Raw genomic sequence first — 26,213 nt, forward strand, 5'->3', positions numbered from 1 at the left:
AGAAGGACAACGATCTTCACCATGGTGAGCAAGAAGGACAAGGAGCTGATCGAGGCGGCCGCATCAGCGGTGAAGAGCCGCTATCGCAACGATTGGCAGGAGGTCGGCGCAGCCATGCGCACGCGCGACGGCCGCATCATCACCGGCGTCAACATCGATGCCTATCTCGGCCGCAACGCCGTCTGCGCCGAGGCCATCGCGATCGGCCGCGCCATCACGGAGTACGGCGACCACGGCATCGAGACCATCGTCGCGGTGCGCCATCCCAAGCCCGGCGAGCCCGGCGAGGTCGCCGTGGTCTCGCCCTGCGGCACCTGCCGCGAGCTGATCCACGACTATGATGCCAAGGCGCGCGTCATCGTGCCGTCGAACGGCAAGGGGCCTGCGGCGGTGACCATCGGCGAGCTGCTGCCGAACAAGTACAGGCGCGGCAACGAATGAAGCCGCCTGCGCGCATGGTCAGTCCGGAGCGGCGCTCCGATGATGTCGGCGACACCGCGCTGCGTCCGCAGCAGCTGTCGGAGTTCGTCGGCCAGCAGCAGGCGCGCGCCAATCTGTCGATCTTCATCGAGGCGGCGCGCAAGCGCGGCGAGGCGCTCGACCATGTGCTGTTCGTCGGTCCGCCCGGACTTGGCAAGACGACGCTGGCGCAGATCGTGGCGCGTGAGCTCGGCGTCGGCTTCCGCGCCACCTCGGGCCCGGTCATCGCCAAGGCCGGCGATCTCGCCGCGCTGCTGACCAATCTCGAAGAGCGCGACGTGCTGTTCATCGACGAGATCCATCGTCTCAGCCCGGCGGTCGAGGAGGTCCTTTATCCGGCGATGGAGGATTTCCAGCTCGATCTCATCATCGGCGAAGGCCCCGCGGCCCGCTCGGTGAAGATCGACCTGTCGAAGTTCACGCTGGTCGGCGCGACGACGCGCGCGGGCCTGCTGACCAATCCCCTGCGTGACCGGTTCGGCATTCCGATCCGGCTGAACTTCTACACGGTCGAGGAGCTCGAAGGCATCGTCACGCGCGGTGCCCGCGTGCTCGGGGTCGGTATGACCGCCGACGGCGCCAACGAGATCGCGCGGCGCGCCCGCGGCACCCCACGGATCGCCGGCCGGCTGCTGCGCCGCGTGCGCGACTTCGCGTCGGCCGCCAACGCGGACGCGATCGATCGCGCCATCGCCGATCACGCGCTGAGCGCGCTCGAAGTGGATGCCGCCGGGCTGGACGCGATGGACCGGCGCTATCTCTCGACCATCGCGCTGAACTACGGCGGCGGGCCGGTCGGCGTCGAGACCATGGCGGCAGCGCTGTCGGAGCCGCGCGATGCCATCGAGGACATCATCGAGCCGTATCTGATCCAATGCGGCTATCTGCAGCGTACGCCGCGCGGCCGGCTGCTGACGTCGCATGCATTCAGGCATCTCGGCCTGGCCGAGCCCTCGAACCGCGATCCCGGCCAGTTCGGCCTGTTCGGCAGCGAGGATGATGACTGACGAAACTGCTGACAATCTGCACAAACGCACCCGAAATCGGTTGCAATGATCAGGGAGAAGGGAGCCGCTGCGAGGAGTTTATCGATGCTGTCACGCCGTCGCTTTCTGTCATTCTCAGGCGGTCTTGCCGCGACCGGTTTTTCGACCGCGACCTACGGCGTCGGCGTCGAGCCGCTCCGCCTGGGCGTCACCGACTATCACATCCATCCACGCAACTGGCCGGCTGGGCTAAGACTGAAGATCGCGGCCATCGCCGACATCCATGCCTGCGATCCCTGGATGTCGCTGGTGCATATCGACGGGATCGTGCAGCGAACCAACGCGCTGCAGCCGGATCTGATCGTCCTGCTCGGCGACTACGTCGCCGGTCATCGTCATCACATCGGACGCATCGACGCCGATGCCTGGGCGCCGGTGCTCGGCGGCCTGAGGGCGCCGTTGGGCGTGCACGCCATCCTGGGCAATCATGATTATTGGGATGATCGAACCGTGCAGCGCGACGGCCGCGGCGCGCCGTATGCCCAGAAGGCGCTCGAGGCCGCCGGCATTCCCGTCTACGAGAACGACGTCGTGCGTCTCACCAAGAATGGCCATGCCTTCTGGCTTGCCGGCCTCGGCGATCAGTTGGCCTACATGCCAGCGCGGCGCTTCCGGCCGATGCCGCGGATCGGCATCGATGACCTCGCAGGGACGCTGCGCAAGGTGACGGACAGCGCCCCGGTAATTCTGCTGGCGCACGAGCCCGACGTCGCGCTCCGCGTGCCGCCGCGCGTGGCGCTGCAGTTGTCGGGGCATACGCATGGCGGCCAGATCCGCGTGCTCGGCTGGTCGCCGGCCGTTCCCGCGCGCAACGGCGTCAATCTGGCCTACGGCCACATCCGCACCCAATGCGACGTGATCGTCTCCGGCGGCCTCGGCTGCAGCATCATGCCAGTCCGGATCGGCATGCCGCCGGAGATCGTGCTGGTCACCGTCGGCAGGGAACCCGTCGAGGTGACGTCCTAGCCGGCTCTTGCTGGCCTGCTCTTGCGCTGACCGTTGAACTGGGCGAAACGATCGCCATTTCCGGCTATCGAGGGCTTCCCTTGACCCAACAACATCTCGACGGCGCGATCCGCGACGGCCGCCACCACATGCAGGTGCGGGTCTACTACGAGGACACGGATTTCTCCGGAATCGTCTATCACGCCAACTACCTCCGCTTCATGGAGCGCGGCCGCACCAATCATCTGCGGCTGATGGGCGCCGAGCAGCACGCGCTGTTCGCGGAGGCGGCAAGCGAGGCCCCGGGCTTCGCCTTCGTGGTGCGTTCGATGACGCTCGACTTCCTGCGGCCGGCCCGTATGGACGACGTGCTCGACGTCGTCACCTGGCCCGTGGCGGTGAAGGGGGCGTCGATCACGCTGGCGCAGGAGGTCAGGCGCGGCGAGGAGGTGCTCGTCAAGGCCGACGTGAGAGTCGCGTTCATCAGCGGCGGCAGGGCGCAGCCGATACCGAAAGCGCTGCGCGACCTGATGAAGGCGGACATCGCCTAAAGACGTGCTAACGGCGGGGCGGGCGGAGGGATGAAGATGCGCCTGCCGGCGATCGCGACCTCGCCGCCGTCCGGTCGGCCGCGCCATTTGCGCCGCGAACGCGGCGACAGTTCCGAGAATAGGCTCTTTCAGCCGAAGGCGGCTGCGACGGAGGGACGTGGCGGCCAACGTCGCTGCCATTGGCATGCTCGCAGTGCTTGCCGCGCCCGTCGCATCGCGCTGAGTCGGACGGGCGTGATCGGAGTTGCCTAGCCCGTCCAGCACTGTCCTCCGCGGAGCAACGTGCGGGACGGACACGCGGCGCCTACGGGCAGAACCAGGCCGGTCCGATCTGCATGCAGCCCCGGCGGTGATGGTCGTGCGGGCGGAAGCGATAGCGGTGCCAGCCGGCAGGAGGACCGTGACGCCGTCCGTCGTGGCCGCGATAGCCATGACGTCTTTGCTCGTGCTGCCAGCGACCGTCTCCGTTGCCGTGATCCCGCTGCGCAAGGCGCATCGGAGAAGCAGCCGCTTCGCCCTCATCTGCCGCGGCGGCCATCGGCGCCGCCGAGGCTCCGACGGAGCTGACGAGAAGGATGGCGGAGAGTGCAACGATGGTTGCTCGCATCAGGGGCTCCAATTCATTGTCGGGGTTGGGTTGTGCCGGTTGAAGGGATGGCGCGGGTGGGCTTGGCTGCACGGCAACGCCGCGCTGGCTTTGCGGATTTCGTTCCCGCGAGTGTCGGCAACGTGCGGCCGCAGGGCGCGTTCCCCACGGATCGCCGCGAGAGGCGCGTCAAACTGCCCCTGCGCGGGCCGGGGTCCAGCGCTGCTGCGCGCATGTGCGGGGATGGACGTGACTGTGCTGAACTGCGACGCGAGGCGGCGGATCACGCTGCGCTGATCCGCCAGACGGACTGCCGCTCAATCAGACCGCGGCCGGGGGGCACTCGCGCGTTGAAACCGTCAGTATCGCCCGCCGCTGCGCTCTTGTTGCTTGATCCAATCCGACAAGGTCCGGGGCGACGATCCTTGTCCGGGGCGCGATGGCTTCACGGTGGCAGTCCTGTTGCTCCGGTTCGTCGTCTCGGTCGGCCCGCGCGGGCGCGTCGCGGCATGGGCGCCCGAGACGCCTCTCGGGGCCGTTGCGAGCTTCTCCGCTTCCTCCTTCTCCAGCCGCAGCTTGCGCAGCCGCTCCATCTTCTCGCGCTCCGGATCGACCGGCGGCGGTGGCAGCTCGCGCTGGCGGGCTTCCTCGGCGGAGATCAGCAGACCCATGATGGCGCTTTCGCCGAGGGCCTTGCAGGCTTCGAGGCGGTGCAGACCTTCGACCAGGACAAAATGGTCCTTGTCGCGGCGGACGAGGATCGGCTCGCGCTGGCCGGCCTCCAAAATGCTTTCGGCCAGCGCGTCGACCGCGTCCTGCCTCAGCGCCTTGCGCTTCTTGTCGGGGACGTGGATCCTGTCGATGGGGAAGCTTTCCGGTGCGGACACAGTCGAAACTCCGTCGTGGGCGCGCCGTCCGGCGTCAGGGTCGGAGGGGGCACGATCCCCCGATCCGCACCGCGGAGGGAGGCAGACCGGACACGCGCGACTACAATAGAGACATTCGCCATCTCGCCGCAAGGAGCGGGTGACGGGGCGTAATGGCTCCTGTCAGACGGCAAGGTGGATCATGCGGTGAGGGGCGCCCATCGGCCGCGCTCGAAAGTCGCTCGCGCGTCAATTCATGCTGCTATGCTGCATCCCTCATACAAGGAGGACGCCGCTCATGACGACACGCACACTCGTTGCCGCGCTGGCCGGGATTGCCCTCGCGTTGCCGGCCGCTGCCCTCGCGCAGGAGCCGCCGGTCGAGGAGCAGCTCGTCAATGCGATGAACAAGGTGTTCGGCGTGCACGCCGGCTTCCGCGCCAATCACGCCAAGGGCGTCGTCGTCGAGGGCAAGTTCAAGCCGTCGGCCGAGGCGGCGACCTTGAGCAAGGCGTCGCTGTTCAGCGGCGGCGAGGTTCCGGTCACGGTGCGGTTCTCGGACTCCACCGGCGTGCCGAACCTGCCGGACGGCTCTGGCGATGCCAATCCGCACGGCATGGCGGTGAAGTTTCATCTCGCCGACGGCAGCGACATGGACCTCGTGATCAACTCGCTGAAATTCTTCCCTGTCTCGACCGGTGCGGAGTTGCGGGATTTGTTCCTGGCGATCGCGGACTCCGGGCCGAACGCGGCCAAGCCGACCAGGCTCGAGCAGTTCATCGGCAGCCACCCGTCGGTGCCGGCGGCGCTCGGCACCATCGCGACGCCGGACAGTCTTGCCGACGAGGCCTATTTCGGCGTCAACGCCTTCGTCCTCGTCAACAAGGCCGGCGAGAAGCAGGCGGTGCGCTGGCAGATGCTGCCGGAGAAGGTCGTGCATATCGACAAGGAGGACGCGGCGAAACGCGCGCCGGACTTCCTGATGGCCGAGCTGCCGGCGCGGCTGAAGCAGGGGCCGGTGACGTTCCGCTTCAAGGCGCAGCTCGCCGCGGCCGGCGACGACACCAAGGACCCGGCAAAGGCCTGGCCCGACGATCGCAAGCTGGTCGAGCTCGGCGTGCTGACGATCGACAAGGCGGTCGAAGACAGTGACGCCGCGCAGAAGAAGCTGCTGTTCCTGCCGGGCCAGCTCACCGACGGCATCGAGGCCTCCGACGATCCGATGATCGACATCCGCAACGGCGCCTATGCCATCTCGTTCTCGCGGCGCAATCCGTGATGCCGATGGCATGACACGAAATCTGCCGCGCGCCGCCGCGCTACATCCGGCCGCAATCATGGATGTTTTGCGGCGCGCTGCTCCGATCAATTGCCGCGACGTCGACGAGGGTCCGCCCCATTCGGTGCGATTGCGGCGGCCTTTGCCGCTTTCTCTTCCGATCGATGAAGTCGCGCGGGCTGCGCAATAGCGGCGAAACCAAGGGCAGGACTTGTCGACGCGCATGGACAGCCGAGCGTCGGCGCGTCGACGGCGAAGGCGGCCGCACAGACCAAGTGCCGCCCTCTTCGCTGTAGTGCAATCGGAGCGTGTGGTTGATGTGAAGGCCGACGATCGCGAGGTGCGCGCGATCAGGACGCATGCCGCCGAGCGCGCTCTGCGCTTGCTGTGAGTTCGGTGCGGACGTTCGTCTACTACGAACTCATGAGCCGCTGCGGCATCGCGTGTCGCGCCGTTTGTCGCAATCGTGTCGCGCGCTGCTTCATTTTGCCAGAATCCTGCATCTTGCGTGCAACAGTCAAAGCCGAATTTCGATCGCGTCGGCGTCGCGATCTGCATTCCTTCCGAATGACATTTTTCAATTCAGTTCGCGACACAATCTCACCCTCCTGATGCGGCCGCCGTTTGTTGCGGCACGTGTTCAGGAGTTGTGAGTTCGATGCGTCGCGTATTTGGCGTATGCCTTTGCCTATCTACTTTCGCAGGAAGTACGACATCGGTCTGGGCGACTGATCTCGCCTTGCCTCCCCCGCTCCCGCCGCCCGACGTCTTCGCCTACAGGTGGAGTGGCTGCCATGCCGGCGCGAACGCCGGGATGGCCTGGTCGCGTCAGCAGCAGACGTGGAGCCAGGTCGCCAATGCCGCCGCCGCGCCGGTTCAGCCCGTGCAGCAGCCCGTCGGCAACGCAAACAACCCGCCGGTGGTCAAGCCGCCTGTGGTTGCAAACCCCGCGCCGAACCCGCCGCCGCCGAACAACCCCGGCGGGAACAACGGCGGATGGAAGCCGCCGCCGCATAAGCCGCCGGGCAAGCCTCCGATCTGCGAGCGCAACGACAAGGGCTGGTGGCAGCCCGGCAAGCAGTATCATGGCGACAAGGATCACGGCTGGCCGAACGACAAGCCGTCCTACAAGCCCGATCAAGACGGTGGTCATCATTGGCCACAGGTTGGATCGAAAGGCGGCGACAACAAGTCTTCCTGGCCGTCGGCTCCATCCAAGAACAAGGACGACAACTACAACGACGTCAAATATGGCAGCGGCTGGTTCGACAAGCCTCACGACGACGACCATGGCAAGTCGAGCGGCTGGTCGCAGCTGCATTCGAGCGGCTACTCCGACCGATCGGCTTGGCTGCACCGTGATCGGCAGGACGATCACGACAAGCCGGCTTCCGGATGGGGTGGAAAGAAGGACGACGGCACCGACAAGCCGCTTGGTTTCGGCTGGTCGAAGCAGCCGATGAAGAGCGAGCGTGAAAGCTACGCCTGGATGAAGCCGGACGACCGGAACGACGACAAGCATGGCGGCTACGGCTGGGGCGGCAAGCCGCACGACAATGACGACGGCAAGGGCGGCTATGGCGACAAGCAGCCCGACAAGGATCATTGGCAGCAGCAGGGCGGCAATTACCATCATGGCGGATGGCCGCATCATCCGGACAAGCCCTGGCCGCCGAAGAATCCGCCGCCGAACAATGGCGGCGGTCAACCGAACCCGCCGCCCCAGGGCAACAATGGCAATCCGCCGGCGCAGAATCCGCCGCCGGTGGCCGGCGGCGGCAACGTGGCGCCGCTGCCCGTCGCGGCCGTGCAGATTCCGACCGCCATCTCCAGCAATGGCAGCGACGTCGTCGGCGGCCTGCAGCTCGGTTGCGACTACCAAATGGACCGCTTCGTCGTCGGCATCCAGGCGATGGCCGATCTCGGCATCATCAATGCGTCGAGCCAGCTCGGACCGGCGCTGACGATGAACACGCGAACCAGCAACCTCTACACCGCCACGGTGCGTGCAGGCTATCTCGTGACGCCTGAGATCCTGGCCTATGTGCGCGGTGGCGCGGCGTGGACACGGACCAATGTTTCGGTCGTCAACACCGCCACCGGACAGTCCGCCAGCGTGGCGTTCAACCGCAGCGGCTGGACGGTCGGCGCCGGCGTCGAGTGGATGTTCGCGCGCAACTGGTCGGCCTTCGCCGAGTATGATTACGCCGATTTCGGCACGGTGACCGGCACGCTGCCGGGCGCCGCCGCGATCACCGGCGGGCCGAACGTCGTCAGCCAGAAGACCCAGCTCCACACGGCGATGATCGGCGTCAACTACCGCTTCGAGATGCTGTCGCGCGGCGGCCGCTGAGATCAGCGGCGGACGCATCCATTCAACACGATTGAGGCCGCCTGGATCGTCCAGGCGGCCTTTCGCTTTTGTCGACCGGCGCTCAGCTGGCGCGCGCCGAGGTCAGGAACTTTCCGACCTCCGAGGGGGCGCTCCAGCTCCCCGTTCCTTGACGCCGGTCAAACGGCGGTGCTGTAGTTGCGCTAATCTGATTATAAGCTGCGCCAATCGCGGCAGGAAAGCCGGGAGGAGGGACATGGGGCGTTCGCCCGGGAATGCCCATTCGGATCGCATCCTGGAGGCTTTGGCCAAGGGGGATGCGAAGGCTGACGCTGACGGCAAGGCCGATCACAGAGCCGACAGAGGCGCGCCGGCGGTCTCGGCGCTCGCGGCGTCATGGCGGCGCTCCGGCCATCTCCATGCGCTCGATCCCGCCACGCCGAAGCTGCCGGCCCGCCTGACGGCCGCCGAGGTCGCAGACGCGCGCGCCCGGCTCGGACGGCTGCTCGCGATCGCGCAGGCGAGCCTCGACCGGCTGTTCCTGGCGGTCGGGGGTGTCGGCTGCTCGGTGCTGCTGGCGGATGCCGACGGCACCGTGCTCGAGCGCCGCGGCGCCCGCGGGGACGACGCCACTTTCGAATCCTGGGGCCTGTGGACCGGCGCGGTGTGGAGCGAGCGGCACGAGGGCACCAACGCGATCGGCACCTGCCTGGTCGAGAAGCGGCCGCTGACCATCGACCGCGACCAGCACTACCTGTCGCGCAACGCGCGCCTGTTCTGTACCACGGCGCCGATCTTCGACGAGCATGGCCAGCTCAAGGCCGCGCTCGACGTCTCCTCCTGCCGTGCCGATCTGACCGAAGGCTTCAGTCGGCTGATCGCGACCACCGTCGCGGATGCCGCGCGGCTGATCGAGGCGGAGAATTTCCGCCAGGCCTTTCCACACGCCCGCATCGTGCTGACGCCGGACAGCGAGCGCGAGATCAACTCGCTGCTGGCGGTCGATCGCAACGACCTCGTCATCGGTGCCACACGGGCGGCGCGGCGGGCGCTCAACCTGTCTCCGTCCGCGCTGGCGCGCCCGGTGCCGGCCGGCGACCTGATCAAGGACACGACCACCGGTGGCGACGACATCGACGCCGCCGAGCGCGCGGTGCTGAAGCGCGCGCTGGCGCGCGCCGGCGGCAACGTCTCGAAGGCGGCGAAGGAGCTCGACATGTCGCGCGCCACCCTGCACCGGAAGATGAAGCGGCTCGGGCTCGAGCGATGAACGCGCCGCGACTGTCGAATCGCAGCCAACATGTCGCAGAACTGCGACACTTGTCCGGACGCGCTCGTTTCAGCCTCTGGTCTGTCGTGCCGGTTTGATCGAGCCTCCCTGCAACGCCGTGTGCATCGGCGTGAATGGGAGAGAGAGATGACCAAGGTTGACGTCAATGCGGCGCTCAAGCCGCCTTTCGCTGCGCGTTACGACAACTTCATCGGCGGCGCCTGGAAGGCCCCCAACGCCGGCAAATATTTCGACAACATTTCGCCGATCACCGGCCAGCCGGTGTGCCAGATCGCGCGCTCCGATGCGTCCGACATCGAGGCCGCGCTCGACGCCGCGCATGCCGCCAAGGACGGCTGGGCCCGTACCAGCGTGACCGAACGCGCGATGGTCCTCAACAGGATCGCCGACCGCATGGAGGCCAATCTCGACAAGCTCGCGCTCGCCGAGACCTGGGACAACGGCAAGCCGATCCGCGAGACCACCGCCGCCGACATCCCGCTCGCCATCGATCACTTCCGTTATTTCGCCGGCGTGATCCGCGCCCAGGAAGGCTCGATCGCCGAGATCGACCACGACACCATCGCCTATCACTTCCACGAGCCGCTCGGTGTCGTCGGCCAGATCATTCCGTGGAATTTCCCGATCCTGATGGCGGCGTGGAAGCTCGCGCCGGCGCTCGCCGCCGGCAATTGCGTCGTGCTCAAGCCGGCCGAGCAGACGCCGGCCTCGATCCTGGTGCTGATGGAAATCGTCGGCGACCTGCTGCCGCCGGGTGTGCTCAACGTCGTCAACGGCTTCGGCCTCGAAGCCGGCAAGCCGCTGGCGTCGTCGAACCGCATCGCCAAGATCGCCTTCACCGGCGAGACCTCGACGGGGCGCCTGATCATGCAATACGCCTCGCAGAACCTGATCCCGGTGACGCTGGAGCTCGGCGGCAAGTCGCCGAACATCTTCTTCAAGGACGTCTGCGCCGAAGATGACGACTTTCTCGACAAGGCGATCGAAGGCTTCGTGATGTTCGCGCTCAACCAGGGCGAGGTCTGCACCTGCCCGAGCCGCGCGCTCATTCACGAGTCGATCTACGAGCGCTTCATGGAGCGCGCGCTGCAGCGCGTCGGGGCGATCGTGCAGGGTAGCCCGCTCGATCCGGCCACGATGATCGGCGCGCAGGCCTCCTCCGAGCAGATGTCCAAAATCCTGTCCTACATCGACATCGGCAAGCAGGAGGGCGCGCAGCTCCTGATCGGCGGCGAGCGCAATGTGCTCGGCGGCGATCTCGCCGGCGGCTACTACGTCAAGCCGACGGTGTTCAAGGGGCACAACAAGATGCGCGTGTTCCAGGAGGAGATCTTCGGACCCGTGGTCTCGGTCACGACCTTCAAGACCGAGGACGAGGCGCTGGCGATCGCCAACGACACGCTCTACGGCCTGGGTGCCGGCGTGTGGAGCCGCGACGCCAACACCTGCTACCGCTTCGGCCGCAACATCCAGGCGGGGCGCGTCTGGACCAACTGCTATCACGCCTACCCGGCGCATGCGGCATTCGGCGGCTACAAGCAGTCCGGCGTCGGACGCGAGACCCACAAGGTGATGCTCGACCACTACCAGCAGACCAAGAACATGCTGGTCAGCTATAGCCCGAAGAAGCTCGGCTTCTTCTGAGGCAGGGGGCGCCGGGCCGGTCGGGCATGAGCGCCCCGACCGGCCCGTGCGCGTCTCATGAGGTTGCGGGGCGTCACGTACGCACCTCCTGGTCCTTGTGCCACATCTTCCAACAAGGCGACGGCCGACGCGATCCTCCGGCCAGCGGTCCGCACCGATCGCCGGCCATCGAGCCGGCGCGCCCCGTCCCCGCCGCGGGCGCCACCTGTATTCTGGCGGGGGCTCCCAGTTAACGCGATGTTTCACAGTTAACGTCAGATTGAGGCCGGGAGGCGGACAGCCTTCTCCTGGGCCCGGCGAAAGCCGGCCGATGGGGTCCTGGCGACACCTGGCCGCACGCCGGGCGGCGCCGGTTGTGCCCGCGCGTCGACCGGACCGGCCGTACGGGCCGGGCCATCCCGTCTGTCCGCCCCGCATCGTGATGACCGCAAGGAGGACCAGTCATGGCCCACATTGTGAAACCGACCGGCATCGAGCACATGCTCGGCGAAGAAGACCTGATCGTCTCGAAGACCGACCGCAAGGGACGCATCACCTACGCCAACGACGTCTTCGTTCGCATGGCCAGGTACAGCTATGACGAGCTCCTGGGAGCGCCTCACAGCCTGATCCGCCATCCCGAGATGCCGCGATGCGTCTTCAAGCTGCTGTGGGACACGCTGGAGGCCAAGCGCGAGATCTTCGCCTATGTCGTCAACCTGGCCAAGGACGGCAGCCATTATTGGGTGCTCGCCCATGTGACGCCGACGCTGGACGACCAGGGCAATATCATCGGCTACCATTCCAACCGCCGCAGACCCGAGCGTGGGCCGATCGAGAGCCTCAAGCCGATCTACAAGACGTTGTGCGACGAGGAGGCGCGCCACGCCAATGCCAAGGACGGCCTGCGCGCAAGCTTTGACATGATGGTCTCGGCGATCAAACAACAAGGCGTTGATTATGATGAGTTCGTGCTCTCTCTCTAAGGCCCAGATCGCGATCGCGGCCGCGGCGCTGCTGGCACTCGGCGGGCTGGCCTGGCTCGTCGTCGCCGGCGCGACCCCGCCCGCCGCAGGCGGAGCGCTGCTCATCGCTGTTGCGCTGCTGCTCGGCCTTGGCTTGTGGCAACTGCGGGTGGCATCTGCCGTGATCGCGGAGGCGGCCAAGGTCTGTCACAGCGCAGCCAAGGGCAATCTCGAGCCGCGGCTGCTGAGCCGGCGCCAGCACGGCGACATAGGTCTGTTGCAGAAATCGATCAACGACATGCTCGACATCACCGACGCCTTCGTGCGCGAGGCGTCGGCGTCGATGGACTATGCCAGCCGCGGCAAGCATTTCCGCAAGATCATGGTGCGGGGCCTGCCTGGCGCATTCCGCCGCTCGGCGGCGATCATCAACCAGGGCACCGACGGCCTCGGCCGCCGGGTGGTCGACATTGCGGGTCTGGCACGGCAGTTCGGCACGCAGCTCGATCAGATCGTCGTCAGCCTCGTCGGCGCGGCGGGGGATCTCGAGTCCGACGCCGGCCACGTCGCGACGGCCGCGACGGAAACCAGCCGCCGCACCGAGGATGTGATCGCGGCTTCGGGGCGCGCGTCGTCCAATGTGCAGACGGCGGCGGGCGCGGCGGATCAGCTCGCGTCCTCGATCGCCGAAATCGGCCGGCAGGTCTCACGCTCCACCGAAAGCGCGGGGCGTGCGGTCGGTGAGGCCAACCGTGCCGGCGGCGAGATCCGCGAGCTTGCCGATGCGGCGGTCCGGATCGGTGACGTGGTCAAGCTGATCAGCGAGATCGCTGAACAGACCAACCTCCTGGCGCTGAATGCGTCGATCGAGGCGGCGCGGGCCGGCGATGCCGGGCGCGGCTTTTCCGTCGTTGCGGCCGAGGTCAAGAGTCTCGCCGACCAGACCGCCAAGGCGACCGAGGAGATCAGCGCCAAGGTCAACGAGATGCAGCACTCGACCTCGACGTCGGTCGCGGCGGTCGAGGCGATCGCGCGGACGATCGCCGAGATCGACGAGATCGCGTCCACCATCTCGGCCGCGGTCGACCAGCAGGCGGCGGCGACGCAGAACATCGCGCACAACGTTCAGGAAGCCTCGTCCGGCACGGCACGGGTCGCGTCAGACGTCGGCGCGATCAGCAGCGCTGCCGCCGACACCGGCCGGATCGCATCGCGAGTCAACAATGCCTCCGAGCGGGTCCATGGCGAGGTCGAGACGCTGCGTCGCGAGGTTGACCAGTTCATGAAGCGGCTGATGGCGACGGGATAGCCGGCTTGACCGGCCCGACATCGACCTGGATCTCATCACCCTCGACCTGCAGCGGGTAGGCGTGCAGCGCGTTGCGGACCAGATGGGTGACGCATTTGCCGTTCACGCCGTCGAAGCCCCATTGATGGTGCGGGCAGGTGATCGTCTTGCCGTCGAAGGTCGCTTCCGTCAGCGGCACGTCGGCATGCGGGCAGCGGCCGCGATAGGCCTTCAGCTCTCCGCCACGGGGCCAGAGCAGCAGCACGCTCTTCTTGCCGACCTGGTACAGGCCCATGCCGCCTTCAGCCATGGCGCTTGTCGGACAGACTGCGGTAAAAGCCATCGGATCGCCTGCTGATTGATGCCGTCAGGCCGGCTCACGCAAGTTCCGGACCAGCGCAAAATCGGGACAAACAGAGGAGCCTTGTCGCAAACGCGACAACCACGCTGAATGAGCGCGGTCCTTTTCGCGGCCGAGCGCGGCGAGGAATTCCTGCTGTGGAATGAACAGGCCCTGCGCCCGCACCAGCCCGCGGTCGAGATCGTCGAGCTTGGCAGCCATCGGCATCCATCCGCCAGCTCCGCGGCGATCGGTCGTTGAAGGCTCGCCGACGAGACAGAATGTGGTTCCAAGCAAAACGCCGCCCCGGAGAGGGCGGCGCTTCTCATTGCTTTCAATCAGATGCAGGTCGACGACCGAAGTCTATTCCTTCCGCTCCGAGGTCCAGCCCTTGTACTCGCCGACATTGTCGCGCGTGATCAGCTTGGAGGGCAGCAGCTCGACGGTCGAGGCGGGCTTCTGGCCGTTGAGCAGGCCGACGCCGATCTGCACGGCGCGGCGCGCCATGAAGAACGGATCCTGCGAGGCCGAGGCCTGGATCTGCTGCGAGGCCGGATCCTTCAGCGCGGCTTCGATGTCGGGCGCGCCGTCGACCGCGGTGATGACGATGCCGGTGCGCCCCTGCTGACGCGCGGCGAGATCGGTGCCGATCGCCTGCGGATCGTTGATGGCGAAGATCGCGTCGATCTTGGGGAAGCGCGTCAGATAGCCCTGCGTCACCGTGAGGCCGCCCTCGCGCGAACCCTTGCCGTCCTGGTCGCTCGACAGCACCTTGATGCCAGGAGCCTTGGCGAACACGCTCTTGCAGCCGTTGACGCGGTCGATCACGGCCGACACCTGCGGTCCGTTCTCGATGATGACGTCGCCCTTGCCGCCGAGCTTGTCGACGATGTACTGGCACGAGATCTCGCCGGCCTGCACGTTGTTGGTGGTCACGGTGGCGTCGGCGCCCTCGGCCGCGGTGTCGACCGCGACGACGATGATGCCGGCGGCCTGCGCCTTCTTGATCGCAGGACCCACCGCCTTCGGATCACCCGGATTGAGCAGGATCATGTCGACGCCCGCGGCGATGAAGTTGTCGATCTGGGTGACCTGCTTGCCGAGATCGTATTCGAAGCCGACCGCGGTGATCTTGACGTTCGGGTTGGTCTTCTTGGCCTCGAACTCCGCGCCCTTCGACAACGCGACGAAGAACGGATTGCCGAGCGAGCCCAGCGAGACGCCGATCGATTTCAGCTCCTTGGCCGACGACGGCGCGGAGCTCATCACGAGCGCAAGCGCGGCACCGGCAAACAAAACCGACTTCAACATTGGTTTCCTCCCTGGCCCTTCCTGTTCGTCTACGCACGGCGGACCAGTGGCCGTGGAAGAATGCGTTGCGGCGGGCCCCGGTGGAGCCCGCCATGTCGTCTCAGGTGCGGGCCGAGCCCTGCAGCCGGTAGCGGTCGAGCGCGACGGCGCCGATGATCACGAGGCCCTTGATGACGTATTGCCAGATGTCGGACACGCCGACCAGGATGAGCCCGTTCGACAACACCGCGATGATGAGCGCGCCGACCAAGGTGCCCCAGATCGAGCCGATGCCGCCGACGAACGACGTGCCGCCGAGAATGACCGCGGTGATGGCGTCGAGCTCGTAGGACTGGCCGAGCTGCAGGCCGTTCGCCGCATAGAGCCGCGCCGCCTGCATGCCGCCGCCGAGGCCGGCGAGCAGGCCGGACATGCCGTAGACGAAGATCAGCACCGCCCAGACCTTGATGCCGGCGAGCCGCGCCGCGCTCTCATTGCCGCCGACGGCATAGATGTGCACGCCGAGCACGGTCCGGCGCAGGATCAGCCAGGAGCCGAGGATCACGAGCAACGCGATCACCGACAGCCAGGGGATCGAGACGACGCCCGGAATGATCGTCAGCGAGGCGTTGCCGATGAAGGCATAGGGAATGGACGGGTTGAACACGGTGGTGTCGCCACCCATCAGGCGGGCGAGACCGCGCACCGCGGTGAGCGATCCGAGGGTCACGATGAACGGCGGCAGCCGCAACAGCGCGATTAGCGCGCCATTGACGACACCGAAGGCAAGGCCCGTCAGCACCGCGGCCGGCAGCCACAGCGCGCCGAGATCTGGCATCTTCGACAGTGTCAGCCCGGCCATCGCCGCGGCGGCCAGGATCGAGCCGACCGAGAGATCGATGCCGCCGGTCAGGATGACAAAGGTCATCCCGGCGGCGAGCACGGTGTTGACCGCGGCCTGCTGCAGCACGATGCCGAGATTCTGTCCGGTGAAGAAGCGTCCCTCCGACAGCAGGTGGAAGCCGACGCAAAGGATGAGCAGCACCGGCAGCATGCCGGCGGCGCGGATCATCAGCCGCAGCCGCTGCTGCTTGTTGTCCGACGCGGACGGCAGGCCGGATGAAGGCGCGGTCTTGGCTTGCGACGAACTGTTGTCAGGCATCGACGTGCTCCGTCCCGGTGGCCAGCGCCATGATGTCTTCCTGGGTGATGGGTGATGTCGTGCTCTGCTGCAGCTCGCCGGCCAGGTGCCCTTCGCGCATCACCAGCACGCGGTCGCAGATGCCGAGGATCTCCGGCAAATCGGACGAGATCACCAGGATCGCGGTGCCCGACTTAGCGAGATTGTCGATGATCGAATAGATCTCGGACTTGGCGCCGACGTCGACGCCGCGCGTCGGCTCGTCCAGGATCAGGACCTTCGGCGCGGTCGCAAGCAGGCGCGACAGCAGCACCTTCTGCTGATTGCCGCCCGACAGCCCGCCGACGGTGACGCCGGGATTGGGGGCGCGGATGCCGAGCGCGGCGAATGCTTCGTCGGCGCGCGTCTTCGCCTTGTCGCGATCGAGAATGCCGCCGAGCTTCGCGTCGCGTCCGATCACGGCGAGGTTGATGTTGTCGGCGCAGGACATGTCGAGAAACAGGCCCAGCGCCTTCCGGTCCTCGGTCAGATAGGCGATCCCGGCATCGAGCGCATCGCGCGGCGTGTCGATGCTGACTTTCTCGCCGTCGAGCTCGATGTGTCCGGTCGTCTTCGGCGCGGCGCCGATGATGAGATGCGCGAGCTCGGTGCGTCCGGCGCCGATCAGCCCGGCGAGGCCGACGACTTCGCCGGCATGAACGGTCAGCGAGCAGTTCTTGACGCGATGGCCGTCGCCGAGGTCGACGGCGCTGAGCACCGCGCGATCACGCTTGGCGTGTGGGTCGTGGTCCTTCTTGTAGAACGACGACACGTCGCGGCCGACCATCATGCGGACGATGCTGTCGGCGCGGATCTCCGGCTTGTCGAGCGAGCCGACCAGCCGGCCGTCGCGCAGCACGGTGACGCGGTCGCCGAGCGCATAGACCTCGTCCATGCGATGCGAGATGTAGATGATGGCGAGCCCCTCGGCGCGCAGCTGGCGGATCAGCGCGAACAGCTTCTCGCTCTCGCCGGCTGACAGGGAGGTCGTCGGCTCGTCCATGATCAGGATCTTGGATCGTGCATGCAGCGCGCGGGCAATCTCCACCAGCTGGCGTTGGCCCATCGACAACTCGGCCACCAAGGTGGACGCGGTGAAATCGGCGCCGAGCCGGTCCAGGATCGGTCCAGCGCCCTCGCGCATGGTGCTGCGCGCGAGCAGGCCGCTCTGCGACAGCTCGCGCCCGAGATAGATGTTTTCGGCGACCGTCAGGTTCGGCGCCAGCGACAACTCCTGGTAGATGATCGAAATGCCGGCGTTGCGGCCGCCCATCGGCCCTTCGATGCGCACCGGCCGGCCCTCGATGCGGATCTCACCGCCGGGATCCGGGCGATAGGCGCCGGAGAGAATCTTCATCAGCGTGGATTTGCCGGCACCGTTTTCGCCCATCAGCGCATGGACTTCGCCGGCGTAGACGGTGAGGTCGACCTTGTGCAGGGCCTTGATGGTGAAGAATGACTTCGACACCCCTCGCATCTCGAGGATCGGACCGCTCATCGTGCCTCCCAATGCACGTCGTCTTGTCGTCCGCGGCTCGTTGATCGCTGGCGCGGGGTAGCCATTAAACTAGAGGCTGTTGCCGAATACAATATGAAAGAGACGCCGCTGCAACGCGTCGCCGCGACGAATGCCTTTCGGAGATCGGGTTAGCTCGGCCGACGATAGAGCTGTTGCCAGCGCGGCCGCCGCTCGGCATAGGCTGCCGACAGCGCGACGTCCGGCGCGAAGGTCCGCATGCGCGCCGGCGGCGTGCAGACCGCGCCGATGTCCTCGCCGGTAACGGCAAGACGTGCCAGCCGGGCCGCGCCGAAGGCGGCGCCGGTCTCGCCCTCGGCCAGCCGATGAACGGGAATGCCGAGGACATCAGCCAGGATCGCCAGCCAGAGGTCGGAGCGCGATCCGCCGCCGATCGCATCCGCTTCGGCAATCACGAGGCCGGTTTCCCTCAGCGCGTCGCGGCAGTCGGCCAGGGCGAAGGCCACGCCCTCGAGCACCGCCTGGACGATGACGCTGCGATCTGTCGCATGGCTCAGGCCGTCGAGCAGGCCGCGGGCATGGGGATCGTCATGCGGCGTCCGCTCGCCCGCGAGATAGGGCAGGAAGCTGACCGGCGACGGCGCGGCGGGCCGTGCGCCCAGCGGGGCAAGCAGCTCCGTTTCGCTCGCGCCAAGCAGCCGCGCGACCCAGGCGAGGCATGAGGCCGCCGACAGCATCGCGCCGGCCTGCAGCCACATCGCAGGGACGGCATGACAGAAGGTGTGAACGACGCGCTCGGGATTGGCCGTGACGGCGTCGACCGGCGTGATCACGGCGCCGGACGTGCCGAGCGTGATGAAAGTGGCGCCCGGCCTGACAGCGCCGATGCCGACGGCACCGGCCGGGTTGTCGCCCGCGCCGCCCGCGAAGGCCGGACGCTTCGTCATGCCCCAGCGTTCCGCGAGGTCGCTGCGCAACCGGCCCGCCGGCGCGCAGCCTTCGACGAGGCGCGGCATCTGCGCACGCGTCAGGCCGGTGGCGGCGAGGCCCTCGTCCGACCAGTCGCGCCCGACGACATCGAGCCAGAGCGAGCCGGACGCATCGGACATGTCCTCGATCGCGTCGCCCGTCAGCACCAGCCGGACATAGGCCTTTGGCAGCAGAACCAGCCGCGTGGCCGCGAAGATCTCGGGCTCGTGCGCCGCGATCCACATCAGCTTCGGCGCGGCAAAACCAGGCATCGCCTTGTTGCCGGTGATCATGCGCAAGGCGGGCCAGCGCTGCTCCAGCGCGAGGCATTCCCGCTCCGACCGCCCGTCGTTCCAGAGAATGCAGGGCCGCAACGGATTCATCGCGGCATCGAGCAGCACCGGGCCATGCATCTGGCCCGACAGGCCGATGGCGTCCACCGCCGTCAACGCGCCGGGATGATCGGCCTTGAGCGCATCGAGCGTGGCGAACACCGCGGCGATCCAGGCGGCGGGGTCCTGCTCGGCCCAGCCCGGTCGCGGCACGTCCATCGTCAAGGCGTGGCTGCTGCTCGCAACGACGCGCTGCGCATCATCGACGATGATCGTCTTGACCGCGGATGTTCCAAGATCGATGCCGAGATACATGACGTCTCACGCGTGCGTGCGCAGTGACGGATAGGGAGTGGAGCGATACCAGACTCCTGATAGCCTTGTCATCCGAACGCGAGTCATCGTAGCGCGAGCGAGGCGAGATCATTTTCAGGGAGTCGAGACATGGAGCCATCTGACCAACCAGCCGAACGGACGTCGCGCCTGGTCGGGCACTACGCGCTGGTGACCGGTGCGGCCCAAGGCATCGGCCGCGCGATCGCGGTGCGCTTTGCCGAGGAGGGCGCGCATGTCGCGATCAATTTCGGCGGTCCGTCGCCATCGGGCGATGAGACCCTGGCGCTGGTGCACGCGGCCTCCGCCGCGCATGGTCACGGCGCGCGCGATCATTTCGCCGTGAAGGCCGACATCGGCGTCGAGGCCGAGATCGCCGAGATGTTCGAGACCGTGCTGACGCGCTGGCCCCGGCTCGACTGCCTGGTCAACAATGCCGGCTTCCAGCGGGAATCGCCGAGCGAGACGCTCGACGTCGACGCCTATCGCCAGATCCTCGAGGTCAACCTCAACGGCGCGGTGCTGTGCGCGCGTCATGCGCTGGCGCATTTCGTCGCGCGCGGCGGCGGCAACATCATCAATACGTCCAGCGTGCACCAGATCATTCCGAAGCCCGGCTATCTCGCTTATTCGATCAGCAAGAGTGCGATGGCGGGCCTCACCCGGACCCTCGCGCTCGAATTCGCCGGCCGCGGCATCCGCGTCAATTCGGTCGGGCCCGGCGCGGTCGACACGCCGATCAACGCCGCCTGGACCGATGACCCCGCCAAGCGCGCGGCGGTCGAGTCCCACATTCCGATGGGGCGGGTAGCGAGCCCGGAAGAGATCGCCGGCGTGTTCGCCTTTCTCGCCTCGTCCGAGGCGAGCTACATCACCGGACAGACGATCTATGCCTGCGGCGGCATCACGCTGTTCGGCGAGTTCCGCGACAATTGGGCGAGCTGATCCGACGCCCTGTGTCGCTCTGGCGCGTCATGCGCTGACATCATTCGCATTGTCAGGGTTGCGGTGAGCATCTCTTAAGCATCCGCGGCGCATGGCAGCCCTTCGCGGGTGCAGCGAGATTTCGTTAAGGCGTGGGTACGAGAGTGCGCGCAATTGCCGAAACGGAATTGCGATGCATCGATTGGACCCGGACATTCGTCGCGACCTCGCGCACCTGCTGTACAGCTCGATGCCGCTGGTCGGGACGATCGCGGTCGCGGCCGTCGTGATCGGCAGCGTGATGGCCTGGGTGGCGCACGATCCGGGCTACGCCGCGATCACGGTGGCGCTGCTGGTGATCGGCGCGCTGCGCGTGGTCAAGCTGCGGATGTTCGCCGCGCGCTTCGATCGGCTCGATCACGACGCCATCATTCGCTGGGAACGCCTCTACGGCCTCGGCGCCGCCGCCTTCGGTCTGGCCATCGGTGCGCTGTCGGCCCGCGCGTTCCAGATCGGCGACGGGCCCGGGATCTGGATGTGCTTCGGCCTGTCGATGGCGTTCTGTGTCGGCATCGTGTCGCGCGTCAGCCCGTGGATCGTCATGACCTCGTCGGCGGTGCTGCTGATCCCGACCGTCATCGCCTGCCTGATGCAGCCCGAGCCGGTCTACCGGATGGGCGCCGGCATGATCGTGCTGTTCTGGATCACGCTGCGCGGGACGTCCTATCGGCTGACGGCCGCCTTCACCGAGCGGATCATGGCCGAGCAGGCGCTGGCGCGGCAGGCGCTGCGCGATTTCCTCACCGGCCTGCCGAACCGGGCTGCATTCATCGCCGCGCTCGGCCGGTGCGATCGTCCCGTGGCGATCATTGCGGTCGATCTCGACGGCTTCAAGCTCGTCAATGACCGGTTCGGCCATCAGGCCGGCGACGAGCTGTTGTGCCAGGTCGGCGCACGCCTGCAGGATTGCCTCGGCGAAGCCGGCCTGGCGGCGCGGTTCGGCGGTGACGAGTTCATGCTGCTGCTGCCCGCAGCCGGACGTGACGCCGCGCTCGCGCTCGCGCAAGCCGCGGTGACGGCGCTGTCGCGTCCCTTCACGCTGGCTGGAACGCGCGTGCAGATCGGCGCCAGCGCCGGCGTTCTGGTCGCGGGGGATCGGCGGGCGGACACGGAAGCGCTGCTCGACCGGGTCGATCGCGCGCTCTATGGCGCCAAGCGCGCCGGCGGCCGGCGATGGTGCTGGGCCGACGAGCACATGGCCGTTGCCGTCGCATGCACGGCGAGCAGCGCGGCCCCGACGCTGGCGCTCGCGGATGAGCAGCATGCCTGATCGTCTGATGCGGACGTTGGCAACGTCGCACCGCGGCCGCTAATGTGGCCGGCAGAAGCCGACGAACGGCGCATGATGTCAGGAGGAGCGGCCGATGCGAAGCATCAGGATCGGCGCCGGCGCGGGCTATTCCGGCGACCGGATCGAGCCCGCGGTGGAGCTCGCGGCGAAGGGCGGCCTGAACTATCTCGTGTTCGAATGCCTTGCGGAGCGCACGATCGCGCTGGCGCAGCAGGCGCGCATGAAGGATCCGGCCGCCGGCTATGATCCGCTGCTGGCGGCGCGCATGCAGGCGGTGCTGCCGATCTGCCGCGCCAACAAGGTCCGTATCGTCACCAACATGGGCGCCGCCAATCCGGTCGCCGCGGCCGAAGCCACCCGCGCCATCGCGCGCCAGCTTGGATTGACGGGGCTGAAGATCGCGGCCGTGACCGGCGACGATGTTCTGGAGACATTGAAGACAGCCGATGTCGTGCTCGGCACCGGCGACACGATCCATGCCCTCGGCAATCGCGTCGTCTCCGCCAACGCCTATGTCGGCGCGGGCGCGATCGCGGAGGCGCTCGCGGACGGAGCCGATGTCGTGATCACCGGGCGCGCCGCCGATCCGGCGCTGTTCCTCGGCCCCCTGATCCATGAGTTCGGCTGGGCTTTGGACGATTGGGACCGGCTGGGGCAGGGCACCGTCGTCGGTCATCTGCTCGAATGCGCCGGCCAGATCACCGGCGGCTATTTCGCCGATCCCGGACTCAAGGACGTTCCCGATCTCGCCCGGCTCGGCTTTCCGATCGGTGAGGTGCGCGAGGATGGCGAACTGATCGTGACCAAGGTCGCGGGCTCCGGCGGCTGCGTCACGCCGGGAACGGTGAAGGAGCAGTTGCTCTATGAGATCCACGATCCCGCGCAATATTTCCAACCCGACGTCGTGGCGGATTTCTCGCAGGTGACCGTCGAGGAGCTCGGTCCGGACCGGGTCAGGGTGGTCGGCGGCCGCGGCCGGCCGAAGACGGGACTGCTGAAGACGTCGGTCGGCTATCTCGATTCCTATGTCGGCGAGGGGCAGATCTCCTATGCCGGTCCCGGTGCCGTCGCGCGCGGCCGCCTCGCGCTCGACATCGTCCGCGAGCGTCTCGCGCTTACCGGCGTGGCCGTGAGCGAGCTGCGCTGCGACCTGATCGGGCTGAATGCGCTGCATGGCGACGAGCGCGCAGAAGGTCCCGAGCCCTATGAGGTGCGCGTTCGTGTCGCCGGGCGGACCGAGACGATGGCGGAGGCGATCCGCATCGGCAACGAGGTCGAGACGCTCTACACCAATGGCCCGGCCGGCGGCGGCGGCGCCTGGAAATCGGCGCGCGAGGTGATCGCCGTGGCCTCCTGTCTCGTGGCCGAGGATGCGCCGCAGCTCTGCGTCGGCATGCTGGTGGCCTGAGTTTTCGAGGGCTTCACGGATCGCTCGCGGCAGCGCAAGCTGGCCGTCATGATTGCGATGCCAGAGAACAGCGGGAATTCAGTCCATGTATGACGTCATTGTGGTCGGCGGCGGCTCCGCGGGCGCGGCCGTGGCTGCACGCCTGTCGGAAGACTCCCGGACGCGGGTCCTGCTGCTCGAGGCCGGCGCCGACTGGCGGGCGGACGAGGCGCCGTGGGAGATCGTGACGCCGAACCCGATTCCGATCATCCATGATCGCGCCTTCCAGGAGAAGTGGCAGTGGCCGCAGCTGATGTCCCGCCGCGTCGCCGGGCAGGACATGCGCTTCTACTGGCGTGGCAAGGGGCTGGGCGGCAGCTCGATGATGAACGGCCAGATCGCGATCCGCGGCGTGGCCGATGCGTTCGACGAATGGGCGGCCAATGGCTGCACGGGATGGTCGGCCAAGGACATCATGCCGCTGTTCGCGGTGATCGAGGACGATCTCGCGCTCGGTGATCGCGAGGGCCACGGCCGCGGCGGGCCGCTTCCGGTCTACCGCGCACCGCCTGACACATGGGGGCCGATCGACCGCGGCCTGCGCGATGCCGCGCTGGCGAGCGGTTATCCCTGGTGCGACGATCTCAACGGGCCCGACGGCGAGGGCGTCGCCTGCTATCCGATCAACAGCCGCAATGGCCGGCGCATCTCCACCAACGAGGCCTATCTGGAGCCGGCCCGCGGCCGTTCGAACCTCGAGATCCGCGGGCGGGCGCTGGTCGAGCGGCTGCTGATCAGCGACGGCAGGACGACCGGCGTGCGCGTCCATGGCGAGGGTGAAGGCGTGAAGGACATTGCGGCGCGTGAGGTCGTGCTGTGCGCCGGCGCCATCCATAGTCCGGCGATCCTGCTGCGCTCGGGCATCGGCCCCGCGGCGGATCTTCAGGCGCTCGGCATCGCCGTGCTGCGCGATCTTCCCGTGGGACGGCACTTCTTCGATCATCCGCTGTTCCGCACCACCATTCAATTGCGCGACGCGCTGCGTCCGACCGATCGCGACACCCGCCACACCAATTGCTGCGTCACCTACTCGTCGGGCCTCGCCGGCGGCGGCAAGCGCGACATGATCCTGATCGCGTTCAATCATCGCGGCATCGGTGTGCCCGGCGCGATCGGCGCCGGCCTGTTCAACGCCTTCGCGCGCGGTACGCTCAAGCTCGCCTCGACCGATCCGCGCGTGGATCCGATCGTCGAGGAGAACATGCTGGCCGATCCGCGCGACATCGCGCGGATGCGCGATGCGGTGAAGCGGCTGGCGCCGATCACGGTGCAGCCGGCGCTGCACGACATCGCCGACTGGATTCGCCTCGGCGATACGGAGTTCACCGTGCTGCAGGCGGCTGCGCTGCCCGATGCCGAGCTCGATGCGCTGCTGCGGCAGGTCACCGGCGACATCCAGCATGCCGCCGGGAGCTGCCGCATGAGCGGCTTCACCGATGACGATGGCGTGGTCGATCCGGACGGCCGCGTGAAGGGCATTGCCGGCCTGCGCGTCGCCGACGCCTCGATCATGCCGTCGGACTGCCGCGCCAACACGCATTTCACCACCGTCGTGATCGGCGAGGCGATCGCGCGGATGATGCGAGAGCGCCTGTAGACCTCAGGCGATGGCGAAGCGGAGCCCGGCGCGGGCGCGCCCGCCGGAGATCGCGATCGGCGTGCCGTCGGCGCGCCAGCACGCGGCACCCGTCAGCGTGCCGTCGTCGCCGAACGCGATCGCGTTCATGCCGCCGGCCACGACCGGCTCGCGCTTGATCTCGTGGCCGCGTCCGGCGAGCTCCCGCGCCACATGGTCGGGGAAAGCCGGCTCCAGCTCGAGCACGCCGCCCTGCGTCCACAGCCGCGGCGCCTCGACCGCCTCCTGCAACGACATGCCGTGGTCGATCAGGTTGACCAGCGCCTGGAAGGCCGAAGGAAAGATGCGCAAGCCCCCGGGCAGGCCGAGCGCATAGCGCAAGCGGCCGTCGCGCAGCGCCATCATCGGCGCCATCGAGGTGAAGACGCGCTTGCCCGGCTGGATCGACAGCGCGCGGCCCGGATGCGGATCGAAATTATACATGTAGTTGTTGGCGGTCATGCCGGTGCCCGGGATCTGTACGCAGGCGCCGAACAGGCCGTTGATGGTCTGGGTCGCCGCGACGACGTTGCCCGCGGCATCGGCGACCGTGACATGGGTGGTGTTGGCGGACTCCGTCGGCGCAAGCCCAGGACCGAAGCTCCGTGCCCGGCGCATGTCGATCTCTGCCCGCCGCTCGGCGGCATAGGTCTTGGATGTCAGGCGCGCGACCGGCACGTCGACGAATGCAGGATCGGCGGTGGCGACCGCCCGATCGGCGAAGGCGATCTTCAGCGCTTCGGCGAGCAGATGGGCGCCGTCGGCCGAGCCGAAGCCGAGCCCGCCGACGTCGAAGCCCTCGAGGATGTTCAGCATCTGCACGATGTGCACGCCGCCGGACGAGGGCGGCGGGGGGCCGATGATCTCATGGCCGCGATAGAGCCCGCGGATCGGCGCGCGCTCGATCACCGCGTAGGCGGCGAGGTCGGCCGCATCGATCAGGCCGCCACTTTGGGCCATGTAGTTGGCCAGCGCGATCCCGAGCGGACCGCCATAGAGAGCGTCCGGACCGTGCTCCGCGATCAGCCGCAGCGAGCGGGCATAGTCGGTCTGGATCACGCGGGCGCCGGGCCTGACCGGCGTGCCGTCCGGCAGGAACAGCGCGGCGAGATGCGGATCGCGCGCGAGGTCGTCCGCGACCAGCCGCACGCAATCGTTGAGATAGGGACTGGCGATGAAGCCGTGCTCGGCGAGCCGGATCGCCGGCGCCATCACCTCGGCCAGCGGCAGCCGGCCGAAGCGCGCCAGGGCCTCGCACCATCCCTTCAGCGCACCGGGCACGGCGACCGCGAGCGCGCCTGCGACATTGCGGCGGCCGCGCGTCTCGCGCGCCAGCGCGATCTCGTCGGAGACCGGATCATACATTCCTGGCGTGGCGCGCCGCGGCGCGGTGCTCAATCCGTCGAGCACGATGTGCCGTCCATCCGCAAGGCGGATGTGCGACAGGCCGCCGCCGAGAATGCCGACCATCATCGGCTCGACCACCGTCAGCGCGAACAGTGCGGCGACCGCGGCATCGATCGCGTTGCCGTCGCGCATCAGCATCTCGGCGCCGGCGCTGGAGGCGAGCGGATGGTTGGTGACGACCATCCCGCGCGCGCCGGTCGCCGGCTGCTTCTCGCAGGTGAAGTCGGCGATGCGCCGTGTGGGCGAATCCATTCGGGTCTCCTCTGTCGAACGGCGGATGCCGAGAGGTCGCTTTT

The 26,213-nt window shown here is 67.6% G+C and carries 22 protein-coding genes; 14 read left to right on the forward strand and 8 right to left on the reverse strand.

The window, feature by feature from the left end:
• Positions 1–21 precede the first annotated feature (21 nt).
• The 4 genes from QX010_RS02360 (at position 22) to ybgC (ending at position 3,022) form a co-directional block, all read left to right on the forward strand.
• On the forward strand, positions 22–441 hold the full coding sequence (locus tag QX010_RS02360) for a cytidine deaminase (RefSeq protein ID WP_315804798.1): 420 nt from the start codon (positions 22–24) through the stop codon (positions 439–441).
• The gene (gene ruvB, locus QX010_RS02365; RefSeq protein WP_316177351.1) at positions 438–1,487 is read left to right on the forward strand and encodes a Holliday junction branch migration DNA helicase RuvB; all 1,050 of its coding nucleotides are present in this window, start codon (positions 438–440) and stop codon (positions 1,485–1,487) included. Before QX010_RS02360 ends, ruvB begins: the two co-directional genes overlap by 4 nt.
• Positions 1,488–1,571: 84 nt before the next feature.
• On the forward strand, positions 1,572–2,492 hold the full coding sequence (locus tag QX010_RS02370; RefSeq protein WP_316177352.1) for a metallophosphoesterase: 921 nt from the start codon (positions 1,572–1,574) through the stop codon (positions 2,490–2,492).
• Positions 2,493–2,572: 80 nt separating this feature from the next.
• Positions 2,573–3,022 carry a tol-pal system-associated acyl-CoA thioesterase gene (gene ybgC, locus QX010_RS02375; RefSeq protein ID WP_316177354.1) on the forward strand — a complete coding sequence of 150 codons (450 nt, stop codon included), beginning with the start codon at positions 2,573–2,575 and terminating at the stop codon, positions 3,020–3,022.
• A 945-nt stretch (positions 3,023–3,967) separates the two neighbouring features.
• On the opposite strand, the gene QX010_RS02380 is transcribed toward ybgC, so the two are convergent.
• Complete coding sequence (locus QX010_RS02380; protein ID WP_316177356.1) at positions 3,968–4,495, reverse strand: ParB N-terminal domain-containing protein; 528 nt, start codon at positions 4,493–4,495, stop codon at positions 3,968–3,970.
• Positions 4,496–4,772: 277 nt separating this feature from the next.
• On the opposite strand from QX010_RS02380, the gene QX010_RS02385 reads away from it, so the two are divergent.
• From QX010_RS02385 to QX010_RS02410, 6 genes are all read left to right on the forward strand, one after another.
• Positions 4,773–5,753 (forward strand): catalase family peroxidase, encoded by a 981-nt coding sequence (locus QX010_RS02385; protein ID WP_316177358.1) that lies wholly within the window; start codon positions 4,773–4,775, stop codon positions 5,751–5,753.
• A gap of 814 nt (positions 5,754–6,567) precedes the next feature.
• Positions 6,568–8,106, forward strand: coding sequence for an outer membrane protein (locus QX010_RS02390; RefSeq protein ID WP_316177360.1), 1,539 nt, complete (start codon positions 6,568–6,570; stop codon positions 8,104–8,106).
• A gap of 235 nt (positions 8,107–8,341) precedes the next feature.
• Positions 8,342–9,355, forward strand: coding sequence for a helix-turn-helix domain-containing protein (locus QX010_RS02395; protein ID WP_316177362.1), 1,014 nt, complete (start codon positions 8,342–8,344; stop codon positions 9,353–9,355).
• A 147-nt stretch (positions 9,356–9,502) separates the two neighbouring features.
• Positions 9,503–11,020, forward strand: coding sequence for an aldehyde dehydrogenase (gene adh, locus QX010_RS02400; protein ID WP_315804808.1), 1,518 nt, complete (start codon positions 9,503–9,505; stop codon positions 11,018–11,020).
• A gap of 443 nt (positions 11,021–11,463) precedes the next feature.
• On the forward strand, positions 11,464–11,985 hold the full coding sequence (locus QX010_RS02405; protein ID WP_315804809.1) for a PAS domain-containing protein: 522 nt from the start codon (positions 11,464–11,466) through the stop codon (positions 11,983–11,985).
• On the forward strand, positions 11,963–13,273 hold the full coding sequence (locus tag QX010_RS02410; protein ID WP_315804846.1) for a methyl-accepting chemotaxis protein: 1,311 nt from the start codon (positions 11,963–11,965) through the stop codon (positions 13,271–13,273). Before QX010_RS02405 ends, QX010_RS02410 begins: the two co-directional genes overlap by 23 nt.
• Here the strand turns inward: QX010_RS02410 and QX010_RS02415 are convergent.
• From QX010_RS02415 to xylB, 6 genes are all read right to left on the reverse strand, one after another.
• Positions 13,245–13,595, reverse strand: a complete 351-nt coding sequence (locus QX010_RS02415; RefSeq protein WP_316177365.1) for a Rieske 2Fe-2S domain-containing protein — start codon at positions 13,593–13,595, stop codon at positions 13,245–13,247. The genes QX010_RS02410 and QX010_RS02415 overlap by 29 nt on opposite strands.
• Positions 13,596–13,619: 24 nt before the next feature.
• On the reverse strand, positions 13,620–13,814 hold the full coding sequence (locus QX010_RS02420; protein WP_315804811.1) for a hypothetical protein: 195 nt from the start codon (positions 13,812–13,814) through the stop codon (positions 13,620–13,622).
• Positions 13,815–13,955: 141 nt separating this feature from the next.
• Positions 13,956–14,903 carry an ABC transporter substrate-binding protein gene (locus tag QX010_RS02425; RefSeq protein ID WP_316177367.1) on the reverse strand — a complete coding sequence of 316 codons (948 nt, stop codon included), beginning with the start codon at positions 14,901–14,903 and terminating at the stop codon, positions 13,956–13,958.
• A 100-nt stretch (positions 14,904–15,003) separates the two neighbouring features.
• Positions 15,004–16,044, reverse strand: coding sequence for an ABC transporter permease subunit (locus QX010_RS02430; RefSeq protein WP_315804813.1), 1,041 nt, complete (start codon positions 16,042–16,044; stop codon positions 15,004–15,006).
• Entirely contained in the window at positions 16,037–17,560 is a 1,524-nt protein-coding gene (locus QX010_RS02435; RefSeq protein ID WP_316177369.1) for a sugar ABC transporter ATP-binding protein, read from the reverse strand. The genes QX010_RS02430 and QX010_RS02435 overlap by 8 nt, the downstream gene beginning before the upstream one ends.
• A 149-nt stretch (positions 17,561–17,709) precedes the next feature.
• A complete protein-coding gene (gene xylB / locus QX010_RS02440) occupies positions 17,710–19,155 on the reverse strand; it encodes a xylulokinase (protein WP_316177371.1) in 1,446 nt (481 codons plus the stop codon).
• 129 nt (positions 19,156–19,284) lie between these two features.
• Here xylB and QX010_RS02445 point away from each other — a divergent pair, with 129 nt between their 5' ends.
• The 4 genes from QX010_RS02445 (at position 19,285) to QX010_RS02460 (ending at position 24,492) form a co-directional block, all read left to right on the forward strand.
• Complete coding sequence (locus tag QX010_RS02445; RefSeq protein ID WP_316177373.1) at positions 19,285–20,118, forward strand: SDR family oxidoreductase; 834 nt, start codon at positions 19,285–19,287, stop codon at positions 20,116–20,118.
• A 172-nt stretch (positions 20,119–20,290) separates the two neighbouring features.
• A complete protein-coding gene (locus QX010_RS02450; protein ID WP_316177375.1) occupies positions 20,291–21,427 on the forward strand; it encodes a GGDEF domain-containing protein in 1,137 nt (378 codons plus the stop codon).
• 94 nt (positions 21,428–21,521) lie between these two features.
• Positions 21,522–22,856: an acyclic terpene utilization AtuA family protein gene (locus QX010_RS02455; protein WP_316177376.1), complete on the forward strand. Its 1,335-nt coding sequence runs from the start codon at positions 21,522–21,524 to the stop codon at positions 22,854–22,856.
• Between the two features lie 85 nt (positions 22,857–22,941).
• On the forward strand, positions 22,942–24,492 hold the full coding sequence (locus QX010_RS02460) for a GMC family oxidoreductase (protein ID WP_316177377.1): 1,551 nt from the start codon (positions 22,942–22,944) through the stop codon (positions 24,490–24,492).
• A gap of 3 nt (positions 24,493–24,495) precedes the next feature.
• Here QX010_RS02460 and ggt read toward each other — a convergent pair whose 3' ends face one another.
• Complete coding sequence (gene ggt, locus QX010_RS02465; protein ID WP_316177379.1) at positions 24,496–26,169, reverse strand: gamma-glutamyltransferase; 1,674 nt, start codon at positions 26,167–26,169, stop codon at positions 24,496–24,498.
• Positions 26,170–26,213: the final 44 nt, after the last annotated feature.

The organism is Bradyrhizobium sp. SZCCHNRI1009 (genome assembly GCF_032487575.1).
GTDB lineage: Bacteria > Pseudomonadota > Alphaproteobacteria > Rhizobiales > Xanthobacteraceae > Bradyrhizobium.